Source organism: Streptomyces sp. STAM6 (assembly GCF_054963715.1).
In genome coordinates, this window is sequence record NZ_JBUEFZ010000003.1 from 376,590 (window position 1) to 400,312 (window position 23,723).

Below are 23,723 nucleotides of genomic sequence, written 5' to 3' on the forward strand. Positions count from 1 at the left end.
TCTGGTGACAGATCACGGCAGCGTTGAAGACTCCCGCTCCAAGGGGCGGGTTCGCCCCTGCGTGCGAATGAGTACGACGGACTGAACACGCCGCTACAAGCGGCAAGTGCGGGCCGGCCACCGCCGGTTGAGAGGGGTCCTTGCCACGATGACGGCACCATTGCACGAGCCCACCGCGGAAGCGGCCCCGAGCGCTGCCGCGGAAGCGGCGGGCGTCTCCGAGGGGAAGAAAGTGCAGGGCCGCTCTCCGGGACGCATCGCCTGGGAGCGCCTCAAACGCGACAAACTGGCCCTGGCCGGCGGCGCGGTGGTGCTCTTCCTGATCATCGTCGCCGCCCTGGCGCCCGTGATCACGGGACTGGTCGGCCAGTCGCCCAACGAACACCACGAAGACCTGATCGACCCGCTCTTCTCCACACCCATCGGCTCCTTCGGCGGTATGAGCGGGGAACACTGGCTGGGCGTCGAACCGGTCAACGGTCGCGACGTCTTCGCCCGCATCGTCTACGGCGCCCAGATCTCCCTGCTGGTCGGCTTCCTGTCCGCGGTGGTCGCCGTCGTGCTCGGCACCGTCCTCGGCATCCTCGCCGGCTTCTTCGGCGGCTGGGTGGACGCGGCCATCAGCCGCGTGATGGACATGCTGCTCTCCTTCCCGCAGCTGCTCTTCATCATCGCGCTGGTCTCGGTCATGCCGAACCAGCTGCTCGGTCTGGAGGGGACCGGCGTCCGCGTGATGGTGATGATCCTCGTGATCGGCTTCTTCGGCTGGCCGTACATCGGACGCGTGGTCCGCGGCCAGACGCTCTCGCTGCGCGAGCGGGAGTACGTGGAGGCGGCCCGCAGTCTCGGGGCCGGGCGGTTCTACATCCTGGTGAAGGAACTGCTGCCCAATCTCGTCGCACCGATCATCGTCTACACCACGATGATGATCCCCACGAACATCCTCACGGAGGCGGCGCTCAGCTTCCTGGGCGTGGGCGTCAAACCCCCCACCGCCTCGTGGGGAGACATGCTCTCCTCCGCGGTGGCCTACTACGACTCGGACCCCACCTACATGGTGATCCCGGGCCTGGCCATCTTCATCACCGTGCTCTCCTTCAACCTCTTCGGCGACGGCGTACGCGATGCGCTCGACCCGAAGGGCTCGCGCTGAACTGCCGTACCCCCAGGGACCTGTTTTCCGCAGGCCGTATCACAGACGGAGGATCCGAGAACGTGACTACCCAACGCACCCCAGGGCGGCGCAAGCAGGCCGTGGCAGCTGCTGCCGTGGTCGCGGCGCTGCTGTCGACAGCAGCATGCGGCGGCGGCGGCGACAGCAAGGGCAAGGGCGGATCGGCGGGCTTCGACGCCGCCAACAACAAGGTCGCCAGTGCCTCCACCAAGAAGGGCGGCACGCTGAAGTTCGCCGGAGCGCAGGACGCCGACTCGTGGGACACCACGCGCGGCTACTACGGCTTCGCCTGGAACTTCATGCGCTTCTACAGCCGTCAGCTGGTGACCAGCAAGACGGAGCCCGGCAAGGCCGGCACCGAACTCACCCCGGACCTCGCGACCGCGCGGGCCAAGATCTCCGCCGACGGCAAGACCTACACCTACACCCTGCGGGACGGGATCACCTGGGAGGACGGCAAGCCGATCACCTCCCAGGACATCAAGTACGGCATCGAGCGCCAGTGGGCGCAGGACGTGCTGTCCGGCGGCCCGGTCTACCTGCGCGACATCCTGGACCCGAAGAAGGAGTACCCGGGTCCCTACAAGGACACCTCCAAGGACAAGCTGGGCCTGAAGGCCATCGAGACGCCGGACGCGAAGACCATCGTCTTCAAGCTCCCGTCGCCCAACAGCGACTTCGAGGAGATCCTCGCCCTCACCTCGTCGTCGCCGGTGCGCCAGGACAAGGACACCAAGTCGAAGTACGGCCTCAAGCCGTTCTCCTCCGGCCCGTACAAGTTCCAGTCGTACACGCCGAACAAGTCGCTGACGCTGGTGCGCAACGAGAACTGGAAGCAGTCCTCGGACCCGGTCCGCAAGGCGCTGCCGGACAAGATCACCGTCACGTTCTTCACCAACGCCGACGACATGGACAACCGTCTGATCAACGGCGACTACCACCTCGACATCAACCAGACCGGCATGTCCCCGCAGGGCCGTATCAAGGCGCTGAAGGAGCACAAGGGCAACCTGGACAACCCGGTCTCCGGCTACATCCGTTACGCGGTCTTCCCGCAGACGGTCGCGCCGTTCGACAACATCGAGTGCCGCAAGGCCGTGATCTACGGCTCCGACCACAAGTCGCTGCAGACCGCGCGCGGCGGCCCGGTCGCCGGTGGTGACATCGGCACCAACATGCTCCCGCCGACCGTGCCGGGCTCCGAGGGCCAGTCGTACGACCCGTGGAACCTCACCGCGAACGACGGTGCCGCCGACGTCGCCAAGGCGAAGGCCGCGCTGAAGGCCTGCGGCAAGCCGAACGGCTTCAAGACCACCATCGCGGTCCGCAACAACAAGCCGGTCGAGGTCGCCACCGCCGAGTCGATGCAGGCGTCGCTGAAGAAGATCGGCATCGAGGTCGACATCGACAAGTACGACGGCTCGCAGACCTCCGGCATCATCGGCAACCCGTCGGTCGTCAAGAGCAAGAACTACGGCATCATCATCATGGGCTGGGGCGCGGACTTCCCGTCCGTGCAGGGCTACGGCCAGCCGCTGTGGGACAGCAAGTACATCCTCGACAGCGGTAACAACAACTTCGGCATGATCAAGAACCCGGCGATCGACAAGCTGTTCGACGAGTTCGTGGTGGAGCTGGACGCCGCCAAGAAGGACCAGATCGCCAAGGACATCAACCACAAGGTCATGGAGGGCGCGCACTACCTGCCCTTCGTCTTCGAGAAGTTCGTCAACTGGCGTTCGCCCGAACTGACCAACGTCTACACGACGGACGCGTACAGCGGCATGTACGACTTCATCAGCCTCGGTCTGAAGTAATCCGCCAACCGGCACACCCGCCACACGGTACGAAAGGCAGGTGAAGGCCGGAGCGGTGTGAACCGGCCGCGGGCCCCGGAAGACCTCCGGCGGCCCGCGGCCCGCACCGCCGGGCCGAGAGCAGTGCTCGCATACCTCATCAGGCGGCTGTTCGCCGTCGCAGTGATGCTGGTGGTCATCATCCTGGTGGTCTTCGGCATCTTCTTCCTCGTCCCCCAGTGGACCGGCGTCGACCCGGCCACGATGTACGTCGGCAAGCAGTCCGACGCCGCGGCCGTCGAGGCCGTCCGGCAGAAGCTGCAGCTCGGCGAGCCGGTGTACGTCCAGGCCTTCGAGTTCTTCAAGGGCCTCTTCGTGGGCCGGACCTACGCGGCCGGCGGCGACGTCACGCACTGCGCGGCGCCGTGCTTCGGCTACTCCTTCCGGAGCGAGCAGGCCATCTGGCCGGTGCTCACCGACCGCCTGCCGGTGACGCTCTCGCTCGCCCTCGGTGCGGCCGTGCTGTGGCTGCTGGCCGGTGTCACGGCCGGTGTCCTGTCCGCCCTCAAGCGGGGCTCCCTGTGGGACCGCTCGGTGATGATGGTCGCCCTCTCGGGCGTCTCGCTGCCGATCTACTTCACCGCGCTGCTCTCCCTGGCGATCTTCGACTACGGACTGGGCCTGATCGACGGCCAGTACGTACCGGTGGAGGAAAGCCTCGGCGGCTGGTTCCAGGGCATGCTGCTGCCCTGGGTGACCCTCGCCTTCCTGTACGCGGCGATGTACGCGCGCATCACCAGGGCCACGATGCTGGAGGTGATGGGCGAGGACTACATCCGCACCGCCCGCGCCAAGGGCCTCAAGGAGCCCGTCGTGATCGGGAAGCACGCCATGCGCTCGACCATGACCCCGATCCTCACCATGCTCGGCATGGACCTGGGCGCCCTGATCGGCGGCGCGATCCTCACCGAGACCGCCTTCAGTCTCCCCGGCCTCGGCCAGGCAGTGCTCAAGGCGATCAGTGAGCGCGACCTGCCGGTGATCGTCGGCGTCACCCTCATCACCTCCCTCGCGGTGATCGTCGCGAACCTCGTCGTGGACATCCTGTACGCCGCGATCGACCCCCGAGTGAGGCTCGCATGACAGACCTCGGCAAAACCGGAAGCGCGGTCGGCGAGCCGGTGTCCACCGGCTCGGCCGCACCCACCGCGTTCCTGGACGTACGCGACCTCAAGGTGCACTTCCCCACCGACGACGGCCTGGTGAAGTCCGTCGACGGGCTGAGCTTCACGCTGGAGAAGGGCAAGACCCTCGGCATCGTCGGCGAGTCCGGCTCCGGCAAGTCGGTGACGTCGCTCGGCATCATGGGCCTGCACACCGCCGGCCAGTACGGCAAGCGCAAGGCGCGGATCTCCGGCGAGATCTGGCTCGACGGGCAGGAACTCCTCTCCGCCGACCCGGACAAGGTGCGCGAGCTGCGCGGCCGGGAGATGGCGATGATCTTCCAGGACCCGCTGTCCGCGCTGCACCCGTACTTCACGATCGGCAAGCAGATCGTGGAGGCGTACCGGATCCACCACGACGTGGACAAGAAGACCGCGCGCCGCCGGGCGATCGAGATGCTCGACCGGGTCGGCATCCCGCAGCCCGACAAGCGGGTGGACAACTACCCGCACGAGTTCTCCGGCGGTATGCGGCAGCGCGCGATGATCGCCATGGCGCTGGTCAACAACCCCGAACTGCTCATCGCGGACGAGCCGACCACCGCGCTCGACGTGACCGTGCAGGCCCAGATCCTCGACCTGATCCGGGACCTGCAGAAGGAGTTCGGATCCGCCGTCATCATCATCACCCACGACCTGGGCGTCGTCGCCGAGCTGGCCGACGACCTGCTGGTGATGTACGGCGGCCGGTGCGTGGAGCGCGGGCCCGCGGAGAAGGTGTTCTACGAGCCGCGGCACCCCTACACCTGGGGACTGCTGGGCTCCATGCCACGCCTCGACCGTGAGCAGACCGAGCGGCTCATCCCGGTCAAGGGCTCCCCGCCGTCGCTGATCAACATCCCGTCCGGGTGTGCGTTCAACCCGCGCTGCGCGTACGCGGACGTGCCCAAGGACAACCTCACCCGCACGGTGCGGCCCGAGCTCGGCGAGGTCGGCAGCGGGCACTGGGCCGCCTGCCACATGACGGCGGAGCAGCGGAACCGGATCTGGACCGAAGAGATTGCGCCGAAGCTGTGAGCGAGAACGCGAAGGACGCGGCGGTGACGATTCCCGCACAGAGCACCGGCGACGGGTCCGCGGACCCCGAGATCCTGCTGAAGGTCAGCGGCCTGCAGAAGCACTTCCCGATCCGCAAGGGCCTGCTGCGGCGCCAGACCGGCGCGGTGAAGGCCGTCGACGGCATCGACTTCGAGGTGCGCGCGGGGGAGACCCTGGGCGTCGTGGGCGAGTCCGGCTGCGGCAAGTCGACCATGGGCCGGCTGATCACCCGGCTGCTCGAACCGACGGGCGGAACCGTCGAGTTCGAGGGCCGGGACATCACGCACCTCGGCGTGGGCGCGATGCGTCCCCTGCGCCGTGACGTGCAGATGATCTTCCAGGACCCGTACTCGTCGCTGAACCCGCGCCACACCATCGGCACGATCGTCAGCGCCCCCTTCCGGCTGCAGGGCGTCAAGCCCGAGGGCGGCATCAAGAAGGAGGTGCAGCGGCTGCTGGAGGTCGTGGGCCTCAACCCCGAGCACTACAACCGCTACCCGCACGAGTTCTCCGGCGGCCAGCGCCAGCGCATCGGCATCGCCCGGGCACTGGCCCTGAACCCGAAACTGGTCGTCGCCGACGAGCCGGTCTCGGCGCTGGACGTGTCGATCCAGGCCCAGGTGGTGAATCTGCTGGACGACCTCCAGCAGGAGCTCGGACTCACCTACGTGATCATCGCGCACGACCTCTCGGTCGTCCGGCACGTGTCGGACCGGATCGCGGTGATGTACCTCGGCAAGATCGTCGAGCTGGCGGACCGCACGTCCCTGTACCAGGCGCCGATGCACCCGTACACCAAGGCCCTGATGTCGGCGGTGCCGATCCCGGACCCCAAGCGGCGCCACGCCAAGAGCGAGCGCATCCTGCTGAAGGGCGACGTCCCCTCGCCGATCGCCCCGCCGAGCGGTTGCCGCTTCCACACGCGGTGCTGGAAGGCGACGGAGGTCTGCAAGGTCCAGGAGCCCCCGCTGCTGGAGCTGCGGCCGGGCCGGCGGGTGGCCTGCCACCACCCGGAGAACGCCCCTGACCAGGCCCCCGGCGAAACGGTCCTCGCCTCGGCCCGCGAGGCGATCGAGGTCGTCGACCTGTCGCAGCGACCGTCGTCCCCACCGGACGACAGCACCCCGGAAAAGCAGTAACCCCCGCCGCCCCGAGCCCCCGGCCCGGGGCGGCGCCCTTTCCGCCACCCGTCAGTGCCCGGAGCCGGGCGAAGCCGTCGTCACCGCCCTCGGTCGCCGTGCGCGGACGGCGCTGCGGGGCGGGCGTACGGCGCGGTGCCCGCTCGGGTACGGCGCGGTGCCCGCTCGGGTGCGGGGCGGTGCCCGCTCGGGTGCGGGGGCGTCGGCGCCCCCGCTTCCCCCCGGGGCCCCGTCCCGCCGTCCCGCGCGAGGTGCGGACGGCGCGCGGCAGCGATGCCGCACTGTCCGCGCCTGCGGCCGGGCGGGCCCGCCGCGCACGCGAGGCGCGTCGGCGCGAAGCCGGTCGACGCGGTGCGCGAAGAGCGCCGTGGAACCGGGGGCCGGTGCGGTCTGCTCGGGTGCGCGACACGCGGGCCCGACGCGGGCGGCGTGCTGGTCGGCCGGCGCGCGGCGGCGTGAAGCCGCCCTGCACGGGGGTGCGGGGTCGTCGGCCCCCGCTCGCCCTCGCCGGGGGCCGCGTCGGCCGTCCGGCGGGGGCGGGAGCTCCCGGGGAGAACGGGCACAATTGGGCGGTGCTCCAGGATTTGTTCACCCCCTCCGTCCAACACGCGCTCGACCTCGCCGGCATCTTCGTGTTCGCCATCTCCGGCGCCCTTCTCGCCGTCCGGAAGAATTTCGACGTCTTCGGCATCGCCGTGCTGGCCGAGGTCACCGCGCTCGGCGGCGGGCTCTTCCGGGACCTGATCATCGGGGCCGTACCGCCCGCCGCGTTCACGGACCTGGGGTATTTCCTGATGCCTCTGGTCGCGACCGTCCTCGTCTTCTTCCTGCACCCCCAGGTCGAGCGCACCCAGACCGCCGTGAACGTGTTCGACGCGGCGGGCCTGGGTCTGTTCTGTGTCACCGGGACGACGAAGGCGTACGAGTACGGCCTGGGCCTCACCTTCTCCGCCGTGCTGGGCCTGGCGACGGCCGTCGGGGGCGGCGTCCTGCGGGACGTGCTGGCCAATGAGGTGCCGTCGCTGCTGCGCTGGGACCGCGACCTGTACGCCGTCCCGGCGATCGTCGGCTCCACCATCGTCGTGCTCTGCATCCGCTTCGAGATGCTGAACCCTTTCACCAGCGGTCTGGCCGTCGTCACCGCCTTCCTGCTGCGTCTGCTCGCCATGCGCTTCCACTGGCGGGCGCCGCGCGCCTGGAACCGCCGCTCCGCCCGCTCCGAGGAGGACCTTTCCAAGAAAGCTACCGCTTAGTAGTTTCCTGCTGTACGGTTTTCGCCATGGACAGCGAGTTCGAGTTCGACCGCGACACCGCGGTCACCCTCCGCGAGCCCGGCGTGTACGACGCCGAACTCTCCGCGGGCTGGACGATCATTCACGCGGTCAACGGCGGCTACCTGCTCGCCCTCCTCGGCCGCGCGCTCGGGGAGGCCCTCCCGCACCCCGACCCGTTCACCATCTCGGCGCACTATCTGACGCCCTCCGCGCCGGGTCCCGCCGTCGTCCGGACCGAGACCGTCCGTACCGGCCGCACGCTCTCCACCGGCCAGGCGTCCCTCTTCCAGTACGCGGAGGACGGCACCGAGGTCGAACGCATCCGCGTCCTCGCCTCCTACGGCGACCTCGACTCGCTCCCGGACGACGTCCGTACGACGGCCAAGCCGCCGGCCATCCCGCCGCGCGAGCACTGCCTCGGCCCGGCCGACGGGCCCGCGCCCATCCCCGGCTCCTCCGCCATCACCGAGCGCCTCGACATCAAGCTCGACCCGACCACGCTGGGCTGGGCCGTGGGCGCCCCGTCCGGCAAGGGCGAGATGCGCGGCTGGTTCGGCCTCGCCGACGGCCGCGAGCCGGACCCGCTGTCCCTGCTGCTGACGGTCGACGCCCTGCCGCCGACCTCCTTCGAGCTCGGCCTCACCGGCTGGACCCCGACCGTCGAGCTCACCGCCCACATCCGCTGCCGTCCCGCGCCCGGCCCGCTGCGGGTGGCCATCACCACCCGCAACCTCGCCGGCGGCTTCCTGGAGGAGGACGCCGAGGTCTGGGACAGCGCCGACCGCCTGGTCGCCCAGTCCCGCCAGCTGGCCCGGGCGCCGCGGTAACCGCGCCACCATCCAGCGTGGCCGGGTGACGTCCCACCGGCCGCTCCCGATCCTGCTTCTGCTCCCGACCCGGGCCTCTTCCCGGCGTGGGAGCTCGCCGAGCGCCTCGAAGTCCCCGGACGCACCATCCACGGGACGTCGAGGCGCTCTCCGCGTCCGGCGTCCCCGTCTGCACCGAGCGTGGCGCCGGCACGGCGGTATCGCCCTGCTCTCCGGCTTCCGTGCGGACAATCACCGGGCTGACCGCCGACGAGTCGCGCGCCGCCCTCATCGTGCTCGCCGCGCAGGGCGCACACGCCGCGCTCGGGCTCGGCCGTGCGCCCGGGTCGGCGCGGCGCAAGGCCATCGCTGTGCGCAGGAGCCACGCTGCCCCGCCGCCGGACTCGCAGGGCGGGCACGCATTCTGGTGGACCCCGAGCGCCGGGTGCACGGCCCCGTCGCCGACGGCCGGCGTCGGCGCCCTGCGCGGTGCCGAACTCACCGACAGCCGGCTGCGGCTGCGCCACCGCCACGGCGGCGCCGACCGGCGAGGGCGTACACCGCCGATCCGTACGGACTCGTGGGCGAGGCGAGCGTCTGGTACCTGATCGCCGACCACCGCGGCGCGCCCCGGCTGTACCGTGCGGGCCGCCTCCGGCGGGGCACCGTCGCCGACGCACCGGTGCGGCCGTGGCCCGCCCCCGAACTCGCGGACGTGGGAGGTGCTGCGGAGCCGGGCGGAGAACCGGCCCGCCGGCCCCCGCGTCCCGGCCCGCCTCCACGGCACGCGCCTCGACTCTCACCGCGCCTCCAGTAAGCGCGGCTCACGACGAACCGGAAGCCGGGCACGACGGGGAGTGGACGCGACCGTGAGGGGCCCGAAGGGGAGTGGACAGAGTGCGGCGGGCGTTCCCGGAGGTGCGCCACACCCGCTCCCTGCCGGCAGGGCCGTCGCGGTGCTGGAGCTGTCCGCGGCGGACGTCAGTCCAGCCAGTGGCGGCGCCCCAGACTGACGAGCCGCAGCTGACGGCGCGCCGTACCCGCCACCCGCTCCAGCCCGGCCGGGTCCGCACCGGCCGAGAGGAACGCGGAGGCGGTCATCACCATGTGGTCGACGTACAGCCCGGCGAGCATGAGCAGATCGTCCCCGTCCCAGCCCGCCGACTCGGGGTGACGGGCCAGCTCGTCGGCCACCTCCCGCGCGAACCGGTCGAGTTGGCCCCCGATGGCGTCGCGCACCGGCTGTACGCCGCCGTGCCGTTCCCGTGCGATGAAACGGACGTGCGCGGGGTACTCGCGTACCAGCCCGGCGATCAACTCGACGGTCGCGGCGATCCGTTCGTCGCTGTCCCCGGTGGTCGCCAGGGTGGTGCGGATCGTGCCGTGCAGACTGCCCAGGGCATCGTCGACCAGGGCGACCCCCAGGTCCGCGGTGTCGCGGAAATGCCGGTAGAACGCGGTCGGCGCGACGCCGACGGCGCGGGTCACCTCGCGCAGCCCCAGGCTGCTGAGGCTCTGGTCCTCCAGCAGCAGCAGCGCGGCGTCCAGGAGCGCCTGACGGGTCTTCTCCTTCTGTGCCCGGCGGATACCGGCGGTGTGACTCATACCATTCAGTAAACAACTGTTCTCCGGAATCCTCCAGGCATACGACAGCTAGACTGGGTAGTCAGTAAACAACTGTTTTCTGAATGAGGGAGGTCGTCCTCATGCTCTTCGTCGTCGCAGCACTTCTCATGCTGGGCGTGCTGGTCGGCGCCGTGGCCCATGTGCCGGCCCCGGTCAGCCTCGTCGCCGCCGCCGTCATCGGCGTCTGGCTGCTCGTCTTCGCCGTCCGGGAACGCCGCCACAACTGACCCGCAACAGACAAGGGAGGGAATCCGTCATGGAACTCACCGCATCCCCCCGCCGGCGCACCGGCACCCGGGACGCCGACGGAATGGCCGTCGCCGCGTTCGTCCTCGGGCTGGTGGGCCTGTTGGTGATGAACATCCTCCTCGGCCCGATCGCGATCGGACTCGCCGTCCTCGCGCTGCGGCACGGCACCACCCGCCGGGGCCGCGCGATGCTCGGTCTCGGCCTGGGCGTCGCCGACCTCGCCGTGCTCGCCGTACTCACGGCCGTGGACGGCACGGTGTCCTGGAGCTTCGCCTGATCCGCACCGTCCGGCCCACCCGCCACGGTGCTCGTGGCCGAAAGGCCGCTCTGGCCGAACCGGCACCCGATCGGGGCCCGCGTCCGGCCTCGTAGAATCAGGGCACCATGGCTTACCTCGACCACGCCGCGACCACTCCGATGCTCCCGGAGGCGATCGAGGCGATGACCGCCCAGCTCGCCGTCACCGGGAACGCGTCCTCGCTGCACGCAGCCGGACGCCGCGCCCGCCGTACCGTCGAGGAGGCCCGCGAGACTCTCGCCGAGGCGCTCGGGGCGCGCCCCAGCGAGGTCGTCCTCACCTCCGGCGGCACCGAGGCCGACAACCTCGCCGTCAAGGGGATCTACTGGGCCCGCCGGGACGCCGACCCGCGCCGCGTCCGCGTGCTCGCCTGCCCCGTCGAGCACCACGCCGTCCTCGACGCCGTCCACTGGCTCGGCGAACACGAGGGCGCCACCGTCGAATACCTCCCGGTCGACTCCCACGGGCGCGTGCACCCCGAGGCACTCCGCGAGGCCATCGAGCGGGACCCCGAGAGCGTCGCGCTGGCCACCGTGATGTGGGCCAACAACGAGATCGGCACCGTCATGCCGGTCGCGGAACTGGCCGCCGTCGCCAACGAGTTCGGCATCCCCCTGCACTCCGACGCCGTCCAGGCCTTCGGTCAGCTCCCGGTCGGCTTCGCCGACTCCGGGCTCGCCGCCATGGCCGTCTCCGGCCACAAGATCGGCGGGCCGTACGGCATCGGCGCGCTGCTCCTCGGCCGCGAGTACAGCCCGGTCCCGGTGCTGCACGGCGGCGGCCAGGAGCGCCACGTCCGCTCCGGCACCCTCGACGTCCCGGCGGTCGCCGCCTTCGCCGTCGCCGGCCGGCTGGCGGCCGAGCGGCGCGAGGAGTTCGCCCGCGAAGTCGGCGCCCTGCGCGACGAGCTGATCGACGCGGTCCGCACCGCCGTCCCGGACGCCATCCTCGGCGGCGATCCCGCCGACCGCCTCCCGGCCAACGCCCACTTCACCTTCCCCGGCTGCGAGGGGGACTCGCTGCTGCTGCTCCTGGACGCCCAGGGCATCGAGTGCTCCACCGGCTCCGCGTGCACCGCCGGCGTCGCCCAGCCCAGCCATGTGCTGCTCGCCACCGGCACCGACCCGGACCTGGCCCGGGGCACCCTGCGCTTCACGCTCGGCCACACCTCGACGCGCGCGGACGTCGACGCCGTCGCGAAGGCCATCGGCCCGGCCGTGGAACGCGCCCGGACGGCGGGCCTCACCTAAGGGCTGTCCCGTAATCCCCGGCGGGCGCACGACGACAGCCACGGTACCTCGCTGCGTTGTCGGAACGCCCGAATACGCCCAGTATGAGGACGCCCCTCCGCCTTGCGACGCACCGCATCTGACGCCGCGCGCTGATCCACCGGGGATTACGGGACAGCCCTTCTAGGGCGCGTTTCGAAAGTCCCGTCGGGCCGGGGGCGCCCGGCACGCACGCTCGCGGCGTTGTCAGTCGTCGGCGCGGCCCGCTGTGCTCTCTCCCCCTGCGCCTGGCGGCGCGGGAGGTACCCCCACCCTCCGTCTTGCGCTCGCACGCACCGGACGCCCCGGCCCCGCCCTCCGGGCGGACGACGCCACTTTCGCACCACCCCCTAGCCGGCAGCCGGCAGCCGGCAGGCCGGAGGCCGCCCGTCCGCGGCCGGGCGCCGCGGGCCGCGCGGTTGCGGGCCGCCCGGCCGAAGGCGCCCTGCCGCAGGGCGGCACGGCCTCGGGTGGCGCCCCGGCCGTTGCCGTCCTGCCGGCGGGCACGGCCTCAGCCGGCGGCGGTGGAGGCGGCCCGGACGAGCTTGATGTACCGGGCCCAGTCCCAGTGCGGTCCGGGATCGGTGTGATCGGTGCCCGCCACCTCCACATGCCCGATGATGTGCTCCCGGTCCACCGGGATCCCGTACCGGGCGCAGATCCCGGCCGTCAGACGGGCCGACGCCGCGTACATCGCGTCCGTGAAGTCCTGCGGACGGTCCACGAAGCCCTCGTGCTCGATGCCGATGCTCCGCTCGTTCATGTCCCGGTTCCCCGCGTGGAACGCGACGTCCGGCTCGCGGATCATCTGGGCGACGTGCCCGTCCTTGCGCACGACGTAATGCGCCGCCGCCCCGTGCCCCGGGTCCTTGAAGACCTTCAGCGCGGTCCGGTAGCTGCCCTGGACGACATGGATCACCACCCGGTCGATCGTGTATTCCTCCGGCCGGTCCGCCCGACGCCAGTTCGCCCGGGACGCCGCCGTCCACTCCGCGCCCCGGTGGTCCAGCTCACCCTCCACCCGCTTCTTCTCGGTGCCCGGCAGCCGCCACCAGACACGCTCCAGCTCGTCCCGCGCCAGCACCGCGGCACCGATCAGCGCGGCACCGCCGCCGATCAGCACGGCCCGCCGGCCCACTCCCCGCCCGCTCCTGCTCCCCATGTGATCGTCAACGCATACTCCCGCGACTACGGTTCCCGGGGCGCCGTACCCTGGTAGGGCTATGACTCAGACTCCCCAGCGCCCCCTCCGTGTGCTCGCCGCCATGTCGGGCGGCGTGGACTCCGCCGTCGCCGCCGCCCGCGCCGCCGAGGCGGGGCACGACGTGACCGGTGTCCACCTGGCGCTCTCCGCGAACCCGCAGTCCTTCCGTACCGGCGCCCGTGGCTGCTGCACCATCGAGGACTCACGCGACGCGCGCCGCGCGGCCGACGTCATCGGCATCCCCTTCTACGTGTGGGACCTGGCCGAGCGGTTCAGGGAGGACGTGGTCGACGACTTCATCGCCGAGTACGAGGCCGGGCGCACGCCCAACCCGTGCCTGCGCTGCAACGAGAAGATCAAGTTCGCGGCGCTGCTCGACAAGGCGCTGGCCCTCGGCTTCGACGCGGTGTGCACCGGCCACTACGCCACCGTGGTCGTCCGCGAGGACGGCAGCCGGGAGCTGCACCGCGCCTCCGACATGGCCAAGGACCAGTCGTACGTCCTCGGGGTCCTCGACGAGAAGCAGCTCGCGCACGCGATGTTCCCGCTGGGCGACACTCTGACCACCAAGGACGAGATCCGCGCGGAGGCCGAGCGCCGGGGCCTGGCCGTCGCGAAGAAGCCCGACAGCCACGACATCTGCTTCATCGCCGACGGCGACACCCAGGGCTTCCTCGCCTCCCGCCTGGGCAAGGCGGAGGGCGACATCGTCGACGAGTCCGGCAGCAAGGTCGGCACCCACGAGGGCGCGTACGGCTTCACCATCGGCCAGCGCAAGGGCCTGCGCATCGGCCACCCGGCCCCCGACGGCAAGCCGCGGTACGTCCTGGACATCTCGCCCGTGAACAACACGGTGACCGTCGGCCCCGCCGAGGCCCTCGACGTCACCGCCCTCACGGCGATCAAGCCCCGCTGGTGCGGTAGGGCACCCTCGGGCCCGGGCACCTACACCGCCCAACTGCGCGCCCATGGCGGCGAGACCCCGGTCACGGCGTCCCTGGAGGGTGACGAGCTGCACGTCACCTTCGGCGAGCCGGTCCGCGGCGTCGCCCCCGGCCAGGCGATCGTGCTCTACGACGGCACGCGCGTGGTCGGCTCGGCGACGATCGCCACGACGACGCGCCGCACGGCCCCGGTCGGCGCCCGACGGTAGTGAGCCCCGGTCCCGCCTCCGCTGAGCACGGGGGCGGGTGCGAGCCGCGCGTGGGATGAGGCCGCCTGCTCTTGTGTCTGTCGTCTCTGCGCCGCCATGGGCGGAGACGAATATTCCGGATCAATCGCTCCGCGGTGTCTTTCACCACCCTGAGCCGCGCTGACCTCGCCGGGCAAGATCGAGCGGGCGTGCGAGGCGAGGGAGCGTCGGGGGATGGGTTCCGTGGGGTATTCGGAGCGCTGGCAGGAGGTGTTCGGCCTCGCGGCGGGCTCGGACGGGGCGCGGATGTCGCTCGCGTCCGCCGCTCGGCCGGATCCCCACCCCCAACGTCCGCTCCGACTTCTGGTCGGCGGGCACCCCCGCCCCCTCCGCGAGCCCGTCCTCCTGAGGCGGCTGGGGCGCCGTCGGCGGACAGGGGCCGGCTGTCGGTGGCGGCGCATACCGTAGGCCCATGAACATCTGCGTCTTCCTCTCCGCCGCCGACCTCGACGAGCGGTACACCCGTCCCGCCCGGGAATTCGCCGAGCTCCTCGGCAAGGGCGGGCACACCCTCGTCTGGGGCGGTTCCGACGTCGGGCTGATGAAGGTCGTGGCGGACGGTGTCCAGGAGGCGGGCGGGCGGCTCGTCGGGGTGTCCGTGGACTTCCTGGCGGCGAAGGCCCGGCCCGGGGCGGACGAGATGGTCGTCACCAGGGACCTCGCCGAGCGCAAGGCACAGCTGCTGGCCAGGTCCGACGCGGTAGTGATCATGGTCGGTGGGACCGGGACCCTCGACGAGGCCACCGAGATCCTGGAGCTGAAGAAGCACGGTATGACCACCAAGCCGGTCGTCCTGCTCAACACCGCGGGCTTCTACGACGGGCTGAAGCAGCAGTTCCGGCGCATGGAGGAGGAAGGCTTCCTCCCGGTGCCCCTCAATGAGCTGGTGTTCTTCGCCGAGGACGGCGTCGGGGCCCTGGCGTACCTGGAGGAGGCCATGGGCGTCACGCCCTAGTCCCGAGGGGTGCGAGCATGGCCCGTATGGCTACACACATGATCACCGGAGCGGGTTCGGGCATCGGCGCGGCCGTGGCGCGGCGACTGCACGGGCGCGGGGACGAACTCGTACTGCTGGCGCGGGACGCCGGACGCGCCAAGGAGCTCGCAGACGCCTTCCCCGGCGCCCGGACGCTCGTCGGCGACCTCGCCAACCCCGACCGGCTCTCCTGGGCCTTCTCGCACCAGTCGCTGCCCGACCGGCTCGACTCGCTGCTGCACATCGCCGGTGTCGTCGACCTCGGCGCGGTGGGTGAACTGACCACCAAGGCGTGGCGCGGCCAACTGGAGGTGAACCTGATCGCCCCGGCCGAGCTCACCCGGCTGTTCCTGCCGCAACTGCGCGTCTCGCAGGGGCAGGTGCTCTTCGTGAACTCCGGGGCCGGGCTCAACGCCCACGCCGGGTGGTCCGCGTACGCCGCCTCCAAGCACGGCCTGAAGGCGCTCGCCGACTCGCTGCGCCAGGAGGAGCACGCCAACGGTGTGCGCGTCACCTCGGTCTACCCGGGGCGCACCGCCAGCCCGATGCAGGCGAAGGTGCACCAGCAGGAGGGGAAGGAGTACGACGCCTCCCGCTGGATCGATCCGGAGTCGGTCGCCACGGCGATCCTGACGGCGATCGACCTGCCGCGCGACGCCGAGATCAACGACATCACGGTACGGCCGGGCCGGTGACGGCGATGAACGGGAACGAGGCCTTCGGCTGGGGGCCCGCCACGGGGATCGGGTCGATGCCCGGGGGCGACGCGCGCGAGGCCGCGAAGGCGGTGACCGGCACGTTCGAGGACTTCCCCCACCTCGCCGAGCTGCCGGCCCGCGGTCCGGGCGCCGACATGATCGGGCGGACCATCGGGATGCTCGTCGAGATGTACGGGCACGTGGAGCCGAGCGGCTGGCGGGTCAGCGACCGGCCAGGGCGGGACACCCGGCGGGCCAGGTCCTGGCTGGGGGAGGACCTCGACGCCCTGGAGGAGTTCACCCAGGGCTATGAAGGCGTGCTGAAGGTGCAGGCCGTCGGCCCCTGGACGCTGGCCGCCGCCCTGGAGCTCAGGAACGGCGAGGCGGCGCTGGGCGACGCGGGCGCCTGCCGGGATCTCACGGCCTCGCTGGCCGAGGGCCTGCGGGCGCACCTCGCGGAGGTACGGCGCCGGGTGCCCGGCGCGCGGATCGCGCTCCAGCTCGACGAGCCGTCCCTCACCGCCGTGCTGCAGGGGCGGATCCGGACCGCCAGCGGGTACCGGACACACCGCGCGGTCGACCGCCAGGTCGTCGAGAGCGCGCTGCGGGACGTGGTCGCCGTGGGCACCGCGGAGGGGGGACGGGTGATCGTCCACTCCTGCGCCCCGGACGTGCCGTTCGCCCTGTTGCGCCGGGCCGGAGCGGCAGGCGTCTCGTTCGATTTCGAGCTGCTCACCGAGCGTGACGAGGAGCAGATCGGGGAGGCCGTCGAGGGCGGTACGAAGCTGTTCGCGGGCGTCGTGGCGTCCACCGACGGCCGATTGTCGGACCCTGCCGGTAGCGTCATGGGTGTCAGGACGCTGTGGCGCAGGCTGGGGCTGAATCCGGGGACTCTCGCCGAGTCGTTGGTGATCACTCCGTCGTGCGGTCTGGCGGGCGCTTCGCCCGCGTATGCCCGGGCGGCGCTCGCCCACTGCGTCAAGGCGGCCAGATCGCTCGCGGACAACCCTGAGTGACGTCAGTAACGGAGGAGAGACGGTGGCTGTCGAACAGCACGACGTGGTGCCGACGGAGGCACGGGAGAAGCACGCGCAGCTGGCCGAACAGGTGGAGGAGCACCGCTTCCGGTACTACGTGAAGGACCAGCCGGTCATCAGCGACGGCGAGTTCGACAAGCTGCTGCGCGCGCTGGAGGCCCTGGAGGAGCAGTATCCGGAGCTGCGTACGCCCGACTCCCCGACCCAGAAGGTCGCCGGGGCGTACGAGACCGAGTTCACCGCGGTCGAGCACCGCGAGCGGATGCTGTCGCTGGACAACGCCTTCGACGACGAGGAGCTGGCCGGCTGGGCCGACCGGATCGCCAAGGAGGTCGGCACGTCCGCCTACCGCTTCCTGTGCGAGCTCAAGGTGGACGGCCTGGCCGTCAATCTGACGTACGAGAAGGGGAGGCTGACGCGCGCCGCGACCCGCGGCGACGGCCGTACCGGCGAGGACATCACGCCGAACATCCGCACGATCGCGGACGTCCCGGACCGGCTCAGGGGCGATCGCATCCCGGATCTCGTCGAGATCCGGGGCGAGGTCTTCTTCCCGATGGAGAAGTTCGAGGAGCTCAACGCCCGTCTGGTGGCGGCCGGGGACAAGCCCTTCGCCAACCCGCGCAACGCCGCGGCCGGTTCGCTGCGCCAGAAGGACCCGAAGGTCACCGCCACGCGCCCGCTGCACATGGTGGTTCACGGGATCGGCGCGCGCACGGGCTTCGACATCGACCGCCTGTCGGAGGCGTACGGCCTGCTGCGCGAGTGGGGCCTGCCGACCGCCCGGCACAACAAGGTGGTGGACGACCTCGCCGGAGTCCGGGAGTTCATCGCGTACTTCGGCGAGAACCGCCACTCGGTGGAGCACGAGATCGACGGTGTGGTCGTCAAGCTCGATGAGGTGCCGCTGCAGGGGCGGCTCGGCTCCACCTCCCGCGCGCCGCGCTGGGCCATCGCCTGGAAGTACGCGCCGGAGGAGGTCAACACCAAGCTGGTCAACATCCGGGTGGGTGTGGGCCGTACCGGGCGGGTGACGCCGTACGCCCAGGTGGAGCCGGTGACGGTCGCGGGCTCCGAGGTCGAGTTCGCCACCCTCCACAACCAGGAGGTGGTGAAGGCCAAGGGCGTGCTCATCGGCGACACGGTGGTGCTGCGCAAGGCCGGAGACGTCATTCCGGAGATCCTCGGGCCGGTGGCGGATCTGCGGGACGGCACCGAGCGGGAGTTCGTCATGCCCGCCGAGTGCCCCGAGTGCGGCACACCGCTGCGGCCGATGAAGGAGGGGGACATCGACCTTCGGTGTCCCAACAGCCGTAGTTGCCCTGCCCAGTTGCGGGAGCGGCTGTTCTATCTGGCGGGGCGCAAGTCGCTCGACATCGAGAACTTCGGCTATGTGGCGGCCGCCGCGCTGACCAAGCCGCTGGAGCCGGCCGATCCGCCGCTGGTGGACGAGGGCGACCTCTTCGATCTCACCATCGAGCAGCTGCTGCCCATCAAGGCGTACGTCCTGGACCAGGACAGCGGGCTGCCCAAGCGGGACCCCAAGACGGGCGAGGAGAAGATCGTCACGGTCTTCGCCAACCAGCAGGGTGAGCCGCGGAAGAACGCGCTGGCGATGCTGGAGAACATCGCGGCGGCCAAGGAGCGCCCGCTGGCCCGGGTCATCACGGGCCTGTCGATCCGTCATGTCGGGCCGGTGGCGGCCGAGGCGCTGGCGCGTGAGTTCCGTTCCATCGAGCGGATCGAGCGGGCGACCGAGGAGGAGCTGGCGGCCGTCGAGGGCGTCGGTCCGACCATCGCCGCCTCCCTCAAGCAGTGGTTCGAGGAGGACTGGCACCGCGAGATCCTGCGCAAGTGGCGGGCGGCAGGCGTCCGGATGGAGGACGAGAGCGCCGGAAAGGACGAGGGGCCGCGTCCGCTGGAGGGGCTCACCGTCGTCGTGACCGGAACTCTGCAGAACTACACGCGGGATGGCGCAAAAGAGGCGCTCCAGAGCCGGGGAGCGAAAGTGACCGGTTCCGTTTCGAAGAAAACTGACTTCGTTGTGGTGGGTGACAACCCGGGTTCCAAGTACGACAAGGCGATGCAGTTGAAGGTTCCGGTTCTGGATGAGGCCGGGTTCGGTGTGCTGCTCGAACGCGGTCCCGAGGAAGCGCGCGAAGTGGCCGTCCCAGTCGAACAATAGGCCGGGGAACGGCGGGAAAAGGTCACCCGTTCAGCGCATACCAGATGGATACGGGTGGCCGGGTCGCATTCGGGCAAGAGCTGTAGAGCGCTGCCCGTCGAAGCCTCCCGCGGCCTACTGTTGAGACGTGCGCCTGTCGTGCACGGCCGCGGGGCTGGTTCCGGTCGTGGTGGCATGACATCGGGCCATCGCGTGGCAACGGCACCGCCGGCTGTGAGAGGGACGGAATGAAACCGACCGAGAGTGCCGCCCCGGCCTCGCGGCCGCGCGCGTACGCAGCGGCCTTCACGGGCATCGCTTCCAAACTCCCCGCCCTCGTGGTGGCCGTCGCCGGCCTCCTCCTCGCGGCCGGGCTCCACCGCACGGTGAGCGATGGACACGCGCTCTTCCCCGGCTCCACCGCCGGCTGGTCGCTCGCCGTGCTGACCGGGATCATCGTCGGCCACCTCGTGGCGCTCGGCCGCGACCGCTGGTGGGGCGGCACCGGTTCCGGTGCCGCGCTCACCCTCGCCGTCCTGCTGCTCTACGGATGGGTGCCGGCCGGACTGGTCAGCCTCGCCGTCGTCGTGCTCGTCGGCGTGGCCCGCCGGCACCGCTGGCGGCAGGGTCTGCTGCACGGCGCCGCCGACATCCTGGGCATCGGGGCGGCGGCGCTGGTGCTCGCCGCCTTCGGTGACGTACCGACGGTCGAACAGCCCTGGCGGCCCCTCGAATGGGGCATCGCGGCCGTGCCCGAGGTGGCGCTGGCCGCCGCCGCGTATCTGGTGGTGACCCGGCTGCTGCTGTGGTACACCCTGGCCCCCCAGAGCGGTGGGCTGCCCACGGCCGCCCGCACCGCACTGCTCAGGCAGGGCCTGGTCGCCGTCGCGCTGCTCGGCATCGCGCCGCTCGTGTGCGTCGTCGCGGTGGCCCTGCCGGTGCTGCTGCCGCTCTTCGCCGTACCGCTGATCGCCCTGGACTCCACGCTGTGGATCGCCCGCGCTCGGGCCGAGGAACAACTGCGCGATCCGCTCACCGGTCTGCCGAACCGTCAGTGGCTGCTGGAGCGCACCTGGTCGGCGCTGGAGAAGGCCGAGGGGGAGGGTGCCCGCGCGGCGCTCGTCCTGATCGACCTCGATCGCTTCCGGTCGGTCAACGACACGCTCGGTCATCTGGCGGGGGACCGGTTGCTGCTCCAGATCGCGGACCGGCTGCGGCTCGCCCTGCCGCGCGGGGCGGAGGCCGCACGCCTGGGCGGCGACGAGTTCGCCGTGCTGCTGCCGACCGCCGACTCCACCACGAGCGCCCAGCGCGTGGCCCGGCACCTGGCCGCCGAGCTGTCCTCGCCCCTCGACCTCGACGGCCTCACGCTCGTCCTGGAGGCCAGTGCGGGCGTCGCGGTCTTCCCCGACCACGCGCTCGACGCCGAGGGACTGCTCCAGCGCGCCGACGTGGCGATGTACCAGGCGAAGCGGGACCGCACGGGAGTGGAGGTCTACGAGTCCAAGCGCGACTCCAACACCCCCGACCGGCTCGGTCTCCTCGGCGACCTGCGCCGTGCCCTCGACGCCGGCGAGGTCGAGCTGCACTACCAGCCCAAGGTCCGCTTCGACGGACAGGTGGCCGGCCTGGAGGCGCTCGTCCGCTGGGTGCACCCGGAGCGAGGGAAGGTCCCCCCGGACGAGTTCATCGCCATCGCCGAGTCCTCCGGCCTCATGCCGCACCTCACCGAGTACGTCCTGGAGACCGCGCTCGGTCAGGTCGCGAAGTGGCGCGCCCAGGGCCTGGAGGTCCCGGTGGCCGTGAACGTCTCGCCGCGCGACGTCCACACCCCCGGCTTCGCGGGCGCGGTCGCCGCCCGGCTCGCCCGGCACGGCGTCCCGGCGGGCGCGCTCCAGCTGGAGATAACGGAACACGTCCTGCTGGAGGACCCGCAGCGCGCCGCGGACACGCTGGCGGGGCTGACCGGCCACGGGGTGAAGATGTCCCTGGACGACTTCGGCACGGGCTATTCGTCCCTGGTCCATCTGCGGCGGCTGCCGGTGAGCGAACTGAAGATCGATCGCTCGTTCGTCGCCCGTCTCGCCGTCGACACCGAGGACGCCGAGATCGTCCGCTGCACCGTCGACCTGGCCCATTCGCTGGGCCTGCTGGTGGTGGCGGAGGGCGTCGAGGACGACGAGACCTGGGAGCGCCTGAGAGACCTGGGCTGCGACGCCGTGCAGGGCTGGCTGGTCGCCGCGGCGATGCCGCCCGCCGAGACGACGGCGTGGCTGCGGGCCCGCGGCGAGCGCGGCTGGCACCGCCCCGCACCGGAACTCCCGCCCGCCTCCTCCGACGCGGACCACCCCTCGGAAGCGGTCACCTGAGCGGTCTCCGGAGGCGGCTCGATCGCATGCGGGGGCGGCCTCGGCCCGGGGGGCCGCCTCCCCCGACGGGAAACCGTTTCACGGGCAGGGGGCGAGGACCCATAGGATTGGGCCAAAACCATCACACTCACCCCTGAGGATCGCTGCATGCCTGGCATCACGCGCGAGGAGGTCGCCCACCTCGCCCGGCTGGCGCGTCTGGAGCTGAAGGACGAAGAGCTCGATCACTTCGCCGGACAGCTCGACGACATCATCGGCGCGGTCGCCCGCGTCTCCGAGGTCGCCGACCAAGACGTACCGCCGACCTCTCACCCGCTGCCGCTGACCAACGTCATGCGCGCGGACGAGGTCCGTCCGTCGCTCACCCCCGAGCAGGCGCTCTCCGGCGCCCCGGCACAGGAGCAGCAGCGTTTCAAGGTGCCGCAGATCCTGGGGGAGGACTAAGAACGCCATGACGGACATCATCAAGCTCACCGCCGCCGAGATCGCGGCGCGGATCGCGTCCGGCGAACTCACCGCCGTCGAGGTCACCGAGGCCCACCTGGCCCGGATCGAGGCCGTCGACGAGAAGGTCCACGCCTTCCTGCACGTCGACCGGGAGGGCGCCCTCGCCCAGGCGCGCGCCGTGGACGAGAAGCGCGAGCGCGGCGAGAAGCTCGGCCCCCTCGCCGGCGTGCCGCTCGCCCTGAAGGACATCTTCACCACGAAGGACATGCCGACCACCGTCGGCTCCAAGATCCTCGAGGGCTGGCTCCCGCCGTACGACGCGACGCTGACCCGCAAGCTCAGGGCCGCCGACGTCGTCATCCTCGGCAAGACCAACATGGACGAGTTCGCCATGGGGTCCTCCACCGAGAACAGCGCCTACGGCCCCACCGGCAACCCCTGGGACCTCTCGCGGATCCCCGGCGGCTCCGGCGGCGGTTCCAGCGCGGCCCTGGCGTCGTTCGAGGCCCCCCTCGCCATCGGCACGGACACCGGCGGCTCCATCCGCCAGCCCGCGGCCGTCACCGGCACGGTCGGCGTCAAGCCGACCTACGGCGGCGTCTCGCGGTACGGCATGGTGGCCTTCTCCTCCAGCCTCGACCAGGGCGGGCCGTGCGCCCGTACGGTCCTGGACGCGGCCCTGCTCCACGAGGTCATCGCCGGTCACGACCCGCTCGACTCCACGTCCATCGACGCCCCCGTTCCGCCGGTCGTCGAGGCCGCGCGCAACGGCAGCGTGGCGGGCATGCGCGTCGGTGTCGTCAAGCAGTTCCGCGGCGAGGGCTACCAGGCCGGTGTCGTCCAGCGCTTCGACGAGTCCGTCGAACTGCTCAAGGAACTGGGCGCCGAGATCGTCGAACTGGACTGCCCGTCCTTCGACCTCGCCCTCTCGGCGTACTACCTGATCGCCCCCTCCGAGTGCTCCTCGAACCTCGCCCGGTTCGACGGCCTGCGCTACGGCCTGCGGGTCGGCGACGACGGCTCGCGTTCGGCCGAGGACGTCACCGCCCTCACCCGCGAGGCCGGCTTCGGCGACGAGGTCAAGCGCCGCGTCATGCTCGGTACGTACGCCCTCAGCTCCGGCTACTACGACGCGTACTACGGCTCGGCGCAGAAGGTGCGCACCCTCATCACCCGGGACTTCGAGAAGGCCTTCGAGCAGGTCGACGTGATCGTCTCCCCGACGACGCCGACCACCGCCTTCCCGATCGGCGAGCGCGCCGACGACCCGATGGCGATGTACCTCGCCGACCTGTGCACCATCCCGACCAACCTGGCGGGCAATGCCGCCATGTCGCTGCCCTGCGGTCTGGCGCCGGAGGACAACCTGCCGGTCGGTCTGCAGATCATCGCCCCCGCCATGCAGGACGACCGCCTTTACAAGGTCGGTGCCGCCGTCGAGGCCGCCTTCGTGGAAAAGTGGGGCCACCCGCTGCTGGAGGAGGCTCCCTCACTATGAGCGCACTGACCAAGGCCAAGGGCTTCAAGAAGTCCAAGGCCGGTACGTACCTGTCCATCGGCACCACCGCGTTCGGTGCGCTCTCCGTGATCAAGCAGGCCCGCAAGGCCCGCACCGAGAGCGACACGCTGCTGCTGCTGGACGCCGTCGTGTCCGCCGCCGCCATCGCGACCGGCCTCGCCATCCTGGTGCGCGAGCTGAAGCGCATCGGTGACGACGACGTCCTGTTCGGCTGAGAGGGAAGTTT

At 71.2% G+C, this 23,723-nt stretch carries 23 protein-coding genes; 21 read left to right on the forward strand and 2 right to left on the reverse strand.

The annotated features are described in order from the left end of the window. Nucleotides 1–148: 148 nt before the first annotated feature. From ACY34K_RS06435 to ACY34K_RS06475, 9 genes are all read left to right on the forward strand, one after another. Nucleotides 149–1,153 carry an ABC transporter permease gene (locus tag ACY34K_RS06435; protein ID WP_462744626.1) on the forward strand — a complete coding sequence of 335 codons (1,005 nt, stop codon included), beginning with the start codon at nucleotides 149–151 and terminating at the stop codon, nucleotides 1,151–1,153. Between the two features lie 62 nt (nucleotides 1,154–1,215). Then, a complete protein-coding gene (locus tag ACY34K_RS06440) occupies nucleotides 1,216–2,991 on the forward strand; it encodes an ABC transporter substrate-binding protein (RefSeq protein WP_462744628.1) in 1,776 nt (591 codons plus the stop codon). Between the two features lie 123 nt (nucleotides 2,992–3,114). Further along, nucleotides 3,115–4,113, forward strand: a complete 999-nt coding sequence (locus ACY34K_RS06445) for an ABC transporter permease (RefSeq protein ID WP_462744630.1) — start codon at nucleotides 3,115–3,117, stop codon at nucleotides 4,111–4,113. Then, nucleotides 4,110–5,210: an ABC transporter ATP-binding protein gene (locus ACY34K_RS06450; protein WP_462744632.1), complete on the forward strand. Its 1,101-nt coding sequence runs from the start codon at nucleotides 4,110–4,112 to the stop codon at nucleotides 5,208–5,210. Before ACY34K_RS06445 ends, ACY34K_RS06450 begins: the two co-directional genes overlap by 4 nt. A gap of 23 nt (nucleotides 5,211–5,233) precedes the next feature. After that, the gene (locus ACY34K_RS06455) at nucleotides 5,234–6,370 is read left to right on the forward strand and encodes an ABC transporter ATP-binding protein (protein ID WP_462744802.1); all 1,137 of its coding nucleotides are present in this window, start codon (nucleotides 5,234–5,236) and stop codon (nucleotides 6,368–6,370) included. A 572-nt stretch (nucleotides 6,371–6,942) separates the two neighbouring features. Then, nucleotides 6,943–7,623, forward strand: coding sequence for a trimeric intracellular cation channel family protein (locus ACY34K_RS06460; protein WP_462744634.1), 681 nt, complete (start codon nucleotides 6,943–6,945; stop codon nucleotides 7,621–7,623). A 26-nt stretch (nucleotides 7,624–7,649) separates the two neighbouring features. Further along, nucleotides 7,650–8,471, forward strand: coding sequence for a thioesterase family protein (locus tag ACY34K_RS06465; protein WP_462744636.1), 822 nt, complete (start codon nucleotides 7,650–7,652; stop codon nucleotides 8,469–8,471). Nucleotides 8,472–8,692: 221 nt separating this feature from the next. Beyond that, entirely contained in the window at nucleotides 8,693–9,058 is a 366-nt protein-coding gene (locus ACY34K_RS06470) for a hypothetical protein (protein ID WP_462744638.1), read from the forward strand. Then, the gene (locus ACY34K_RS06475; protein ID WP_462744640.1) at nucleotides 9,031–9,267 is read left to right on the forward strand and encodes a hypothetical protein; all 237 of its coding nucleotides are present in this window, start codon (nucleotides 9,031–9,033) and stop codon (nucleotides 9,265–9,267) included. Before ACY34K_RS06470 ends, ACY34K_RS06475 begins: the two co-directional genes overlap by 28 nt. 164 nt (nucleotides 9,268–9,431) lie before the next feature. On the opposite strand, the gene ACY34K_RS06480 is transcribed toward ACY34K_RS06475, so the two are convergent. Then, nucleotides 9,432–10,055 (reverse strand): TetR family transcriptional regulator, encoded by a 624-nt coding sequence (locus ACY34K_RS06480; RefSeq protein ID WP_462744642.1) that lies wholly within the window; start codon nucleotides 10,053–10,055, stop codon nucleotides 9,432–9,434. Between the two features lie 83 nt (nucleotides 10,056–10,138). On the opposite strand from ACY34K_RS06480, the gene ACY34K_RS06485 reads away from it, so the two are divergent. The 3 genes from ACY34K_RS06485 (at nucleotide 10,139) to ACY34K_RS06495 (ending at nucleotide 11,873) form a co-directional block, all read left to right on the forward strand. Next, nucleotides 10,139–10,303, forward strand: a complete 165-nt coding sequence (locus tag ACY34K_RS06485; RefSeq protein WP_462744808.1) for a hypothetical protein — start codon at nucleotides 10,139–10,141, stop codon at nucleotides 10,301–10,303. Between the two features lie 29 nt (nucleotides 10,304–10,332). Then, a complete protein-coding gene (locus ACY34K_RS06490) occupies nucleotides 10,333–10,602 on the forward strand; it encodes a DUF4190 domain-containing protein (RefSeq protein WP_462744644.1) in 270 nt (89 codons plus the stop codon). A 107-nt stretch (nucleotides 10,603–10,709) separates the two neighbouring features. Next, on the forward strand, nucleotides 10,710–11,873 hold the full coding sequence (locus tag ACY34K_RS06495; RefSeq protein ID WP_462744646.1) for a cysteine desulfurase family protein: 1,164 nt from the start codon (nucleotides 10,710–10,712) through the stop codon (nucleotides 11,871–11,873). Nucleotides 11,874–12,402: 529 nt separating this feature from the next. On the opposite strand, the gene ACY34K_RS06500 is transcribed toward ACY34K_RS06495, so the two are convergent. Further along, nucleotides 12,403–13,053, reverse strand: coding sequence for an N-acetylmuramoyl-L-alanine amidase (locus ACY34K_RS06500; protein WP_462744648.1), 651 nt, complete (start codon nucleotides 13,051–13,053; stop codon nucleotides 12,403–12,405). A 61-nt stretch (nucleotides 13,054–13,114) separates the two neighbouring features. Here ACY34K_RS06500 and mnmA point away from each other — a divergent pair, with 61 nt between their 5' ends. The 9 genes from mnmA (at nucleotide 13,115) to ACY34K_RS06545 (ending at nucleotide 23,712) form a co-directional block, all read left to right on the forward strand. Beyond that, complete coding sequence (mnmA, locus tag ACY34K_RS06505) at nucleotides 13,115–14,248, forward strand: tRNA 2-thiouridine(34) synthase MnmA (RefSeq protein ID WP_462744650.1); 1,134 nt, start codon at nucleotides 13,115–13,117, stop codon at nucleotides 14,246–14,248. A 451-nt stretch (nucleotides 14,249–14,699) separates the two neighbouring features. Next, nucleotides 14,700–15,242, forward strand: coding sequence for an LOG family protein (locus ACY34K_RS06510; RefSeq protein WP_462744652.1), 543 nt, complete (start codon nucleotides 14,700–14,702; stop codon nucleotides 15,240–15,242). Nucleotides 15,243–15,268: 26 nt separating this feature from the next. Beyond that, entirely contained in the window at nucleotides 15,269–15,958 is a 690-nt protein-coding gene (locus ACY34K_RS06515) for an SDR family oxidoreductase (protein ID WP_462744654.1), read from the forward strand. Nucleotides 15,959–15,963: 5 nt separating this feature from the next. After that, a complete protein-coding gene (locus tag ACY34K_RS06520) occupies nucleotides 15,964–16,977 on the forward strand; it encodes a methionine synthase (RefSeq protein ID WP_462744656.1) in 1,014 nt (337 codons plus the stop codon). Between the two features lie 22 nt (nucleotides 16,978–16,999). Continuing rightward, entirely contained in the window at nucleotides 17,000–19,183 is a 2,184-nt protein-coding gene (gene ligA / locus ACY34K_RS06525; RefSeq protein WP_462744658.1) for an NAD-dependent DNA ligase LigA, read from the forward strand. A gap of 227 nt (nucleotides 19,184–19,410) precedes the next feature. Then, nucleotides 19,411–21,531 carry a putative bifunctional diguanylate cyclase/phosphodiesterase gene (locus ACY34K_RS06530; RefSeq protein ID WP_462744659.1) on the forward strand — a complete coding sequence of 707 codons (2,121 nt, stop codon included), beginning with the start codon at nucleotides 19,411–19,413 and terminating at the stop codon, nucleotides 21,529–21,531. A 147-nt stretch (nucleotides 21,532–21,678) separates the two neighbouring features. Beyond that, entirely contained in the window at nucleotides 21,679–21,975 is a 297-nt protein-coding gene (gene gatC / locus ACY34K_RS06535; RefSeq protein ID WP_016642027.1) for an Asp-tRNA(Asn)/Glu-tRNA(Gln) amidotransferase subunit GatC, read from the forward strand. 7 nt (nucleotides 21,976–21,982) lie between these two features. Continuing rightward, complete coding sequence (gatA, locus tag ACY34K_RS06540; protein ID WP_462744662.1) at nucleotides 21,983–23,476, forward strand: Asp-tRNA(Asn)/Glu-tRNA(Gln) amidotransferase subunit GatA; 1,494 nt, start codon at nucleotides 21,983–21,985, stop codon at nucleotides 23,474–23,476. Continuing rightward, a complete protein-coding gene (locus ACY34K_RS06545; RefSeq protein WP_462744664.1) occupies nucleotides 23,473–23,712 on the forward strand; it encodes a hypothetical protein in 240 nt (79 codons plus the stop codon). Before gatA ends, ACY34K_RS06545 begins: the two co-directional genes overlap by 4 nt. The last annotated feature ends 11 nt before the right edge of the window (nucleotides 23,713–23,723 follow it).

What these genes read in the sequence shown, in the direction of transcription:
- ACY34K_RS06465 (WP_462744636.1), top strand. Translation starts at nt 7,650, where the DNA reads ATGGACAGCGAGTTCGAGTTCGACCGCGACACCGCGGTCACCCTCCGC.
- ACY34K_RS06520 (WP_462744656.1), top strand. Translation starts at nt 15,964, where the DNA reads ATGAACGGGAACGAGGCCTTCGGCTGGGGGCCCGCCACGGGGATCGGG.
- ACY34K_RS06480 (WP_462744642.1), bottom strand. Translation starts at nt 10,055, where the DNA reads ATGAGTCACACCGCCGGTATCCGCCGGGCACAGAAGGAGAAGACCCGT.
- ACY34K_RS06495 (WP_462744646.1), top strand. Translation starts at nt 10,710, where the DNA reads ATGGCTTACCTCGACCACGCCGCGACCACTCCGATGCTCCCGGAGGCG.
- ACY34K_RS06435 (WP_462744626.1), top strand. Translation starts at nt 149, where the DNA reads ATGACGGCACCATTGCACGAGCCCACCGCGGAAGCGGCCCCGAGCGCT.
- mnmA (WP_462744650.1), top strand. Translation starts at nt 13,115, where the DNA reads ATGACTCAGACTCCCCAGCGCCCCCTCCGTGTGCTCGCCGCCATGTCG.
- ACY34K_RS06485 (WP_462744808.1), top strand. Translation starts at nt 10,139, where the DNA reads ATGAGGGAGGTCGTCCTCATGCTCTTCGTCGTCGCAGCACTTCTCATG.
- ACY34K_RS06530 (WP_462744659.1), top strand. Translation starts at nt 19,411, where the DNA reads ATGAAACCGACCGAGAGTGCCGCCCCGGCCTCGCGGCCGCGCGCGTAC.
- ACY34K_RS06500 (WP_462744648.1), bottom strand. Translation starts at nt 13,053, where the DNA reads ATGGGGAGCAGGAGCGGGCGGGGAGTGGGCCGGCGGGCCGTGCTGATC.
- ACY34K_RS06545 (WP_462744664.1), top strand. Translation starts at nt 23,473, where the DNA reads ATGAGCGCACTGACCAAGGCCAAGGGCTTCAAGAAGTCCAAGGCCGGT.
- gatA (WP_462744662.1), top strand. Translation starts at nt 21,983, where the DNA reads ATGACGGACATCATCAAGCTCACCGCCGCCGAGATCGCGGCGCGGATC.
- ACY34K_RS06450 (WP_462744632.1), top strand. Translation starts at nt 4,110, where the DNA reads ATGACAGACCTCGGCAAAACCGGAAGCGCGGTCGGCGAGCCGGTGTCC.
- gatC (WP_016642027.1), top strand. Translation starts at nt 21,679, where the DNA reads ATGCCTGGCATCACGCGCGAGGAGGTCGCCCACCTCGCCCGGCTGGCG.
- ACY34K_RS06515 (WP_462744654.1), top strand. Translation starts at nt 15,269, where the DNA reads ATGGCTACACACATGATCACCGGAGCGGGTTCGGGCATCGGCGCGGCC.
- ACY34K_RS06510 (WP_462744652.1), top strand. Translation starts at nt 14,700, where the DNA reads ATGAACATCTGCGTCTTCCTCTCCGCCGCCGACCTCGACGAGCGGTAC.
- ACY34K_RS06490 (WP_462744644.1), top strand. Translation starts at nt 10,333, where the DNA reads ATGGAACTCACCGCATCCCCCCGCCGGCGCACCGGCACCCGGGACGCC.